Origin of the sequence: Microcoleus sp. T3_D1, assembly GCF_036700405.1 — a bacterium.
Lineage (GTDB): Bacteria > Cyanobacteriota > Cyanobacteriia > Cyanobacteriales > Microcoleaceae > Microcoleus.
This window is the reverse complement of the sequence record NZ_JAUBOV010000007.1, coordinates 136,865-143,490: the sequence shown is the minus strand read 5'-3', so window position 1 is coordinate 143,490 and position 6,626 is coordinate 136,865. Positions and strand designations below refer to the sequence as shown.

The 6,626-nt window shown below is 45.1% G+C and carries 9 protein-coding genes; 7 read left to right on the top strand and 2 right to left on the bottom strand.

All coding sequences use genetic code 11. The annotated features are described in order from the left end of the window. Window positions 1-189: 189 nt before the first annotated feature. Entirely contained in the window at window positions 190-429 is a 240-nt protein-coding gene (locus QT992_RS05750) for a helix-turn-helix transcriptional regulator (RefSeq protein WP_333318553.1), read from the bottom strand. A 163-nt stretch (window positions 430-592) separates the two neighbouring features. Here QT992_RS05750 and QT992_RS05745 point away from each other — a divergent pair, with 163 nt between their 5' ends. Next, window positions 593-853: a hypothetical protein gene (locus QT992_RS05745; protein ID WP_333318552.1), complete on the top strand. Its 261-nt coding sequence runs from the start codon at window positions 593-595 to the stop codon at window positions 851-853. 14 nt (window positions 854-867) lie between these two features. Here the strand turns inward: QT992_RS05745 and QT992_RS05740 are convergent, their stop codons facing one another. Beyond that, a complete protein-coding gene (locus QT992_RS05740; RefSeq protein WP_333318550.1) occupies window positions 868-1,002 on the bottom strand; it encodes a hypothetical protein in 135 nt (44 codons plus the stop codon). Between QT992_RS05740 and QT992_RS05735 the strand changes: the two genes are divergently transcribed. The 6 genes from QT992_RS05735 to QT992_RS05710 all read left to right on the top strand — a co-directional run bounded on the left by QT992_RS05735 (window position 1,001) and on the right by QT992_RS05710 (window position 6,424). Next, a complete protein-coding gene (locus QT992_RS05735; RefSeq protein WP_333318548.1) occupies window positions 1,001-1,669 on the top strand; it encodes a Uma2 family endonuclease in 669 nt (222 codons plus the stop codon). The genes QT992_RS05740 and QT992_RS05735 overlap by 2 nt on opposite strands. Before the next feature lie 185 nt (window positions 1,670-1,854). Next, a complete protein-coding gene (locus QT992_RS05730) occupies window positions 1,855-2,097 on the top strand; it encodes a type II toxin-antitoxin system ParD family antitoxin (protein ID WP_333318547.1) in 243 nt (80 codons plus the stop codon). Window positions 2,098-2,105: 8 nt separating this feature from the next. Beyond that, complete coding sequence (locus tag QT992_RS05725; RefSeq protein ID WP_333318545.1) at window positions 2,106-2,411, top strand: type II toxin-antitoxin system RelE/ParE family toxin; 306 nt, start codon at window positions 2,106-2,108, stop codon at window positions 2,409-2,411. Window positions 2,412-2,550: 139 nt separating this feature from the next. Beyond that, window positions 2,551-2,919, top strand: a complete 369-nt coding sequence (locus QT992_RS05720; protein ID WP_445251140.1) for a DUF433 domain-containing protein — start codon at window positions 2,551-2,553, stop codon at window positions 2,917-2,919. A 15-nt stretch (window positions 2,920-2,934) separates the two neighbouring features. Further along, window positions 2,935-3,750: a PD-(D/E)XK nuclease family protein gene (locus QT992_RS05715; protein WP_333318543.1), complete on the top strand. Its 816-nt coding sequence runs from the start codon at window positions 2,935-2,937 to the stop codon at window positions 3,748-3,750. Window positions 3,751-3,868: 118 nt separating this feature from the next. Next, entirely contained in the window at window positions 3,869-6,424 is a 2,556-nt protein-coding gene (locus QT992_RS05710) for a DHH family phosphoesterase (RefSeq protein WP_333339492.1), read from the top strand. The last annotated feature ends 202 nt before the right edge of the window (window positions 6,425-6,626 follow it).

Sequence of the window (6,626 nt, the reverse complement as noted above, 5' to 3'; positions counted from 1 at the left end):
TTTAAAAGATGATCGATTTTAGACAATTATTGTCTGTAAAACCCGCCCCTACAATACTTTACATTCTCTAATAAATCAATTTGCCCTGTTCGTGGGTGCGGGTTTAAAAGATGATCGATTTTAGACAATTATTGTCTGTAAAACCCGCCCCTACAATACTTTACATTCTCTAATAAATCCAGAGGATTCTTACTCTGTCAGTTTTGTCTGTTCTTTCTTTTCCATCGGCATTGACTTTCTGACAGCTAGCACTAACTCCGCTTCGGTACATCGATACAAGTCCCGCATTCGGAATACTTGCCAAACTTCCATTTTTGGCAATGTTCGACCCTTTTCCCAGTTGCGAATAGAAGATTCCGCACATTCTAGTATATGTGCTACGTCTATAATTTTTAGCCCCGCACGTTCTCTTAAGGCTCTCAGATCCATAGCTGACAGAACCTTTTGATGGACAAAACGTTAAGTTTTACCGTGAATAGTTGACGGATATGACCTATTTGGTGTTTAATCATAGTAGTAGAGGCGTTAGTCGATTTCCGCCAAGAGACTTACTAACGCCCTTTCCTGTACTGCTTACGAATACCAGACGATTATGACACAAAACGGTTATCAACAGGGATTCTGTGCGAATCATCGGGCGATCGCGTACCAAAAACGCCTTTACCCTTGGGCGATCGCCAAACTCATGCCCAGTATGCAGCGGGCGATTGTGGGGCGATTTCGCAGTCGATCGGATGCTGACGGGCACTTGCTGTGTCGGCGTCAACTGATGCCTCAAGCAACACTTGTCGTAGTCTTTGACTTGCAACCAGACTTAGAAGTACCAATTGCGGCGCCCACAGCAATGCGATAAGCACCGCATCAAAATCAAAGAAACCGGGTTTTTTGCGGTTTTTGCGGGCTGTAACGAGTATTTTCGCAAAAACCCGGTTTCTGGGCATCCAGCAGATAAATATCAACTTCAGTTAGGATAAAATTATCCTCAATTTGCTTTTGAATCATGACTTATACAACTCCAAAATTCATCGTGTCTCAAGTGGGTGAAATCCCCCAATGGCAAGCCGCGACGTGGGAAGATTATGTAGCGGCTTGCGAAGATCCATCTTTGGAGGAAGCCAGAATATTTTTTTATGAAGGATATCTTTGGATAGACATGGGTAATGAAGGAATTAATCACGCTAGATTTAACAACCTCTTGACTCTGGTGTTTGGATTTTGGTTTGTCAACAAAGGAGGACAAGCTTTCGATGATTTGGGTGGATGTGTAATTGAAAAGCCAAAGGTGGGAGGAGGTGCGCCCGATCGCATTTTATATGTCGGCGGAGAATTCATCCAGTGGCAAAAAGGTGAACCGCGCCGAGTCAATCTGAATAAATCGCGAATCCCCGATTTAGTTATAGAAACTTCCGATACTACTTTGGCCAGCGATTTAGATGAAAAAAAGCGGTTGTATGCTGCTTTGGGAATTCCTGAGTATTGGGTAGTAGATATTAAGGGCGAGAGAGTTTTGGCATTTCGCTTGCAGGAAAACGGGAAATATCAGGAATGCGAAATTTCCGGTGCGCTTGAGGGATTGCCAATTGCTTTACTATCGGAGACTTTAAAACTTTTGGGTGAGGGAAATGGGACGGCGGCGATGTGGTTTGCTCAACAAGTTGGGAATTTGTAGAGAGGTTGGCCAAAAGTGCGTTAGCGAAGCCCTCGAAGAGGATCGCACGCGATTCACAATAATTTTTTCAAGCTCGACTCTAGGGCTGCCACAATCTCTGAGAATATTAATATTTGTGCTACGCTAATCTACAAAAGATGTCACGCTCGTGCAGTAACCTTTCTGTGATTTAAAGGAGCAGGTCAATGAATATTGTCTTAAAGCCGGAATACGAAGAGTTTATTCGATCGCAAATTCAAAGCGGAAAATATGGCAGCGCTGAAGAACTAATTGGAGAAGCGATCGCACTTTTAAGAGAACGAAAACAACGCATCGAAGAACTTCGCCAAAAAATAGCAGTGGGAACTGCACAAATTGCTAAGGGACAAGTGACAGATGGAGAACTTGTGTTTGCCAAAATTCAAGAAAAGATCGATCGAAGAGAATAGTCAGGGGCATGAACAGTTATACATTTTCAGATGAAGCCGTCCGAGACTTGAATGAGATTTGTGAGTACATTGCTCGCAATAGTTCCAGGGCAGCCAGCGAGCTTTTTGATGCAATTCGTCAAAAATGTAAACTTGTCGCCGAATTTCCCAATATGGGCAAACGCTATGAGAGGTTATCCCCCAACTTGCGCGGATTTAGTGTTAGGGATTATTTAATTTTTTATTACCCCAGATCGGACGGGATTGATATTGCTCGCGTGCTGCGGGGCGATCGAGACTTGGAATTATTGTTTTCAGAGTTAGGGGAAGATTAATTAGCGTTGGATCGATCTGAACAGGCGATCGCACTTGGGGAAGCAAAGGGCGATCGCGCTTAATGCTTCTCAATTTTTGACGCACTTTTAGCTTAAATCATAACATATAATAAAAATATATCTGTCGTGTAAATTTGCCATGACTGTACAATCTGTTTCGCGTTATGTCGCACGTCACCCTGAAATCTTGCAAAGCGAACCAATTATCGCAGGAACCAGGACTTCCGTTCGGGCGATCGTGGAATTGTGGCGTTTGGGGATTACTCCTGAAGAAATCCCGATGCACTTACCTCACCTGAAATTAGCTCAAATTTTTGACGCGCTGAGCTTTTATTTGGATAACCAGGAAGAAATAAATACTTATATAGAGCGCAATCGAATTCCTGAAGACTTGATTCATCCTGCTGTTAAAGCTGCAATGAGAAAACAACTGAAAGTATTGGAATTGTTCGGTACTATTGACTGCGACGAAGATTCTAACTACAAGCAGCAGCAACAAACAATATGAATATCCCTAAATAAAATGCTCCGACTATCCCAAACCCAACTCAAAATCCTCGAAGAATGCCCCCGCAAATTCCAACACAGCTACCTCGAACTACTCGCCACCACCGCCTCCCCAGAACACAAAGAAAAACTCACATGGGGAAGCCACTTTCACCTATTAATGCAGCAGCGAGAACTCGGACTTCCCATTGAATTCATCATCCAACAAGACCCCGAACTGGGACGCTGTGTAGCAGCATTTATCAACACCGCACCCGAACTTTTCGCTAATTCAGAAAATAGCGATCGCATTTTCCGCCAAGCCGAACACCCCCGCACCCTAATTTTCCAAGACTACCTATTCACCGTTATCTATGACTTGCTAATAGCAGAACCAAACGCCGCGCAAATTCTCGACTGGAAAACCTATCCCCGCCCTCAAAAATCAAAATGGATAGCCGAAAGTTGGCAAACTCGCCTCTATTTATACGTCTTAGTAGAAACCAGCGACTATTCCCCCGAACAAGTTTCCATGACATACTGGTTCGTACAATTGCAAGGAGAAGAACCGCCGCAAAAACTCACGTTTTATTACAACCAAACAGAACACGATCGCACAAAACAAGATTTAACCCACCTATTGCAGCAGCTAACCGACTGGCGACAGCGCTATACCGAAGCCGGCGACTTCTTACCCCAAGTAGAAATTAGTTCCAATCTTTGCGATTCCTGTCAATTTGCCACTCGCTGCAACCGCACAACAGACAACACAGCTTCCTCACCAAATCTGACCGCAGAAACTCCCACAGATTGGCTGCCAAATCTTGCTATCATTGAGGAAATATATATTTAATTCAAATGTTGTACTATGCAACTATTAGTCGCCCGGTGGGGGCGGGTTTATAGATATTGTGGATGTGAATGAAAGATTGTTGGTGAACCCGCCCCTACAGGAATTAATGAAATAACTTATGACAGAACTACTTCAAAATTTGCCAACTCAACCCCTATCCCAGCCCCCAGCTTGGCTGATCCAAGCTGTCAGAAACCATGCACCAGAACTCCCCGGACACTATGCCGCTGCACTTCTCTGGTATAGAGGAATTCACAACCCAGAACAAATACCAGGTTTTTTAAATCCCCAACTTTATCAACCAGCAAGTCCCTTTGAATTCGGACTAGAAATGAACTGGGCGATAGAAAGAATCCAGCAAGCACGAAACAGCGCAGAAAAAGTCGCAATTTGGGGAGACTTCGACGCCGACGGCATTACCTCAACCTCCGTACTTTGGGACGGACTGGGAGAATTTTTTACTCAAAACGACCAACTAACTTATTACATTCCCAACCGCTTAACCGAATCTCACGGACTCAATATCACAGGAATAGATGCCTTAGCAAAAGCGGGAATTAGCTTAATTATTACCTGCGATACCGGCAGTACAAATATCGCCGAAATCGAATACGCCACCAGCTTAAACATCGATACAATTGTCACCGACCATCATACATTACCAGACGATCGCCCGCCAGCTACAGCCATTATCAATCCCCGCTACTTTCCCCCAAACCACCAACTATTTAACCTCTCAGGAGTTGGAGTAGCTTACAAATTAATTGAAGCATTATATCACACATTACCGGATATTCCGCAGCGCCCGCTCGCAGATTTATTAGAATTAGTAGCGATCGGCTTAATTGCCGATTTAGTCCAACTTACAGGAGACAGCCGCTACCTAGCACAAATCGGCATCCAACAACTGCAAAAACAAATCGCAAATCCCACCCGCCCAGGAGTTGCAAAATTGCTCGAACTGTGCAAAAGAACGGGCGATCGCCCAACCGACATTTCCTTCGGCCTCGGCCCCCGAATCAACGCCGTCAGCCGCATTCAAGGTGACGCCAGCTTCTGCGTAGAACTCCTCACCAGCCGCGACAAAAAACGCTGCGAAGAACTAGCAAATTTAACCGAAATTGCCAACTCCCGGCGCAAATCTTTACAAAAAGATGTTGCCAAAGATGCCGCCGCCAAATTAGCCAAACTCGACCTCTCAACTACTAGCGTCATCGTCCTCAGCGACCCCCAATGGCCCGTAGGAGTATTAGGATTAGTAGCGGGACAAATCGCCCAAGAATACGGCCGCCCCGTGATTTTATTCAGCACAGAAGGAAGCGAAGAAATTAACGAAAATACCCCGGAAACGCAATTTACCTCTTTCTTAGATTCAGAATCACCAACACTTTCCCCATCCAAAATTGCCAGGGGTTCCGCCCGTTCCGCCAATCAAATTGACCTTTACCAATTAGTCAAAGACCAAGCGCATTTATTGGACAGATTTGGTGGTCATCCCTTCGCTGCCGGATTGAGTCTCCCCGTTGAAAATATCCCCCTATTTACCGATGCGGTAAATCAGCAACTGCGGCAACAATACAGTACAGATAGTTTAACAGCCGCCCCCGTTGAAGCAGACCTAAAAATTACTGTCTCCGAATTAGGCAAAGACTTATTTCAAGAACTAAAATTGCTCGAACCGTGCGGTATGGGCAACCCCGCCCCCAAATTGCTGATTGAAAACTGCTGGTTTGACAATCTGTGGAATCAAAAAATTAAGGATTTGAAAGGGCAAAAAGTAGAATATCTTAAAACAGAATTTACAATTAGGGATGAATCTAGCGATACGGGATTTCCCGGCATTTGGTGGGGACACAATCAAAATGAAGTTCCCCAAGGCCGCTGCGATGTTACGGTAGAACTAGATTTTAATACTTACAAATCGCGATATGAAGTGCGCCTCGTAGCACTGCGGGAACGCACGGCAGACAACCCAATCAATTCGCCGACTAAAATAGATTGGATCGTAGACTGGCGCAAGAGAAATAATGATGAAGAGTTGTTAGCAGCCAGCACAAACTTAGAATCTCCAATGCCGATCGACAATCTAGTTTACAATTCCGAAATGGTCGATCGCGAAAACTCGATCGTCCTCAAAGAATGCCCCGCAAGCTGGGACGAACTGCGGATCTGGTTTCGGCAAGCACAGCACACTCAGAAAAAACTCGCGATCGCCTATACTTTACCCCCACTCGTACCCCCACAGCAAATCTGCCAACAGCTAATCGGCATCGCCAAATACCTCAGCCGCACCAAAAAACCCGTCACCAGACAGCAACTCCGCCAGAAACTCGGCATCAGCGACACCTCCCTGCAACTGGGGTTCAAAACCCTAACATATCTCGGTTTTAAAATCAATTATCGCGATCGAGCTTTCCACATCACCAGACAACTCGAAACCGCACAGCAGCAAGACGCGCCCGATCAAATCCCGCAACCGTTATTAGATAGCCAATCCATCAACTTCTCAGTGCCAAATTCCCCCATCGCCGCCCGTTTTGCAGCGCAATTTCTAGCAGCAGTCTCCGAAGAACAATTCCGGCGGAAATATTTCTGTGAAGTACCCCTTTCCACCATTGTGTCGATCGCCCGAGAAACCGTTTTCCAAGAAGATTCTACAGCAATTCCCTTCTAACTGAGATATTGGACTATTGTCAATAAGCCTTTTCTGAACAGGCAAGATGCCTGTTCCACAAGAAAATTTATCTTTTGTGGAACAGGCATCTTGCCTGTTGCTGACAATCGTGCAAGATATCAGTTCTAACTGAGATATTGCACTATTGTCAAGAACGGGCTCTCCGGCCCGTTCCACTCATCAGATAACTTTTCTTATGGGG

Excerpts from the sequence above, each read along its gene's own strand:
- QT992_RS05750 (WP_333318553.1), bottom strand. The coding sequence starts at position 429 with ATGGATCTGAGAGCCTTAAGAGAACGTGCGGGGCTAAAAATTATAGAC.
- QT992_RS05745 (WP_333318552.1), top strand. The coding sequence starts at position 593 with ATGACACAAAACGGTTATCAACAGGGATTCTGTGCGAATCATCGGGCG.
- QT992_RS05735 (WP_333318548.1), top strand. The coding sequence starts at position 1,001 with ATGACTTATACAACTCCAAAATTCATCGTGTCTCAAGTGGGTGAAATC.
- QT992_RS05740 (WP_333318550.1), bottom strand. The coding sequence starts at position 1,002 with ATGATTCAAAAGCAAATTGAGGATAATTTTATCCTAACTGAAGTTGAT.
- QT992_RS05730 (WP_333318547.1), top strand. The coding sequence starts at position 1,855 with ATGAATATTGTCTTAAAGCCGGAATACGAAGAGTTTATTCGATCGCAA.
- QT992_RS05725 (WP_333318545.1), top strand. The coding sequence starts at position 2,106 with ATGAACAGTTATACATTTTCAGATGAAGCCGTCCGAGACTTGAATGAG.
- QT992_RS05720 (WP_445251140.1), top strand. The coding sequence starts at position 2,551 with ATGACTGTACAATCTGTTTCGCGTTATGTCGCACGTCACCCTGAAATC.
- QT992_RS05715 (WP_333318543.1), top strand. The coding sequence starts at position 2,935 with ATGCTCCGACTATCCCAAACCCAACTCAAAATCCTCGAAGAATGCCCC.
- QT992_RS05710 (WP_333339492.1), top strand. The coding sequence starts at position 3,869 with ATGACAGAACTACTTCAAAATTTGCCAACTCAACCCCTATCCCAGCCC.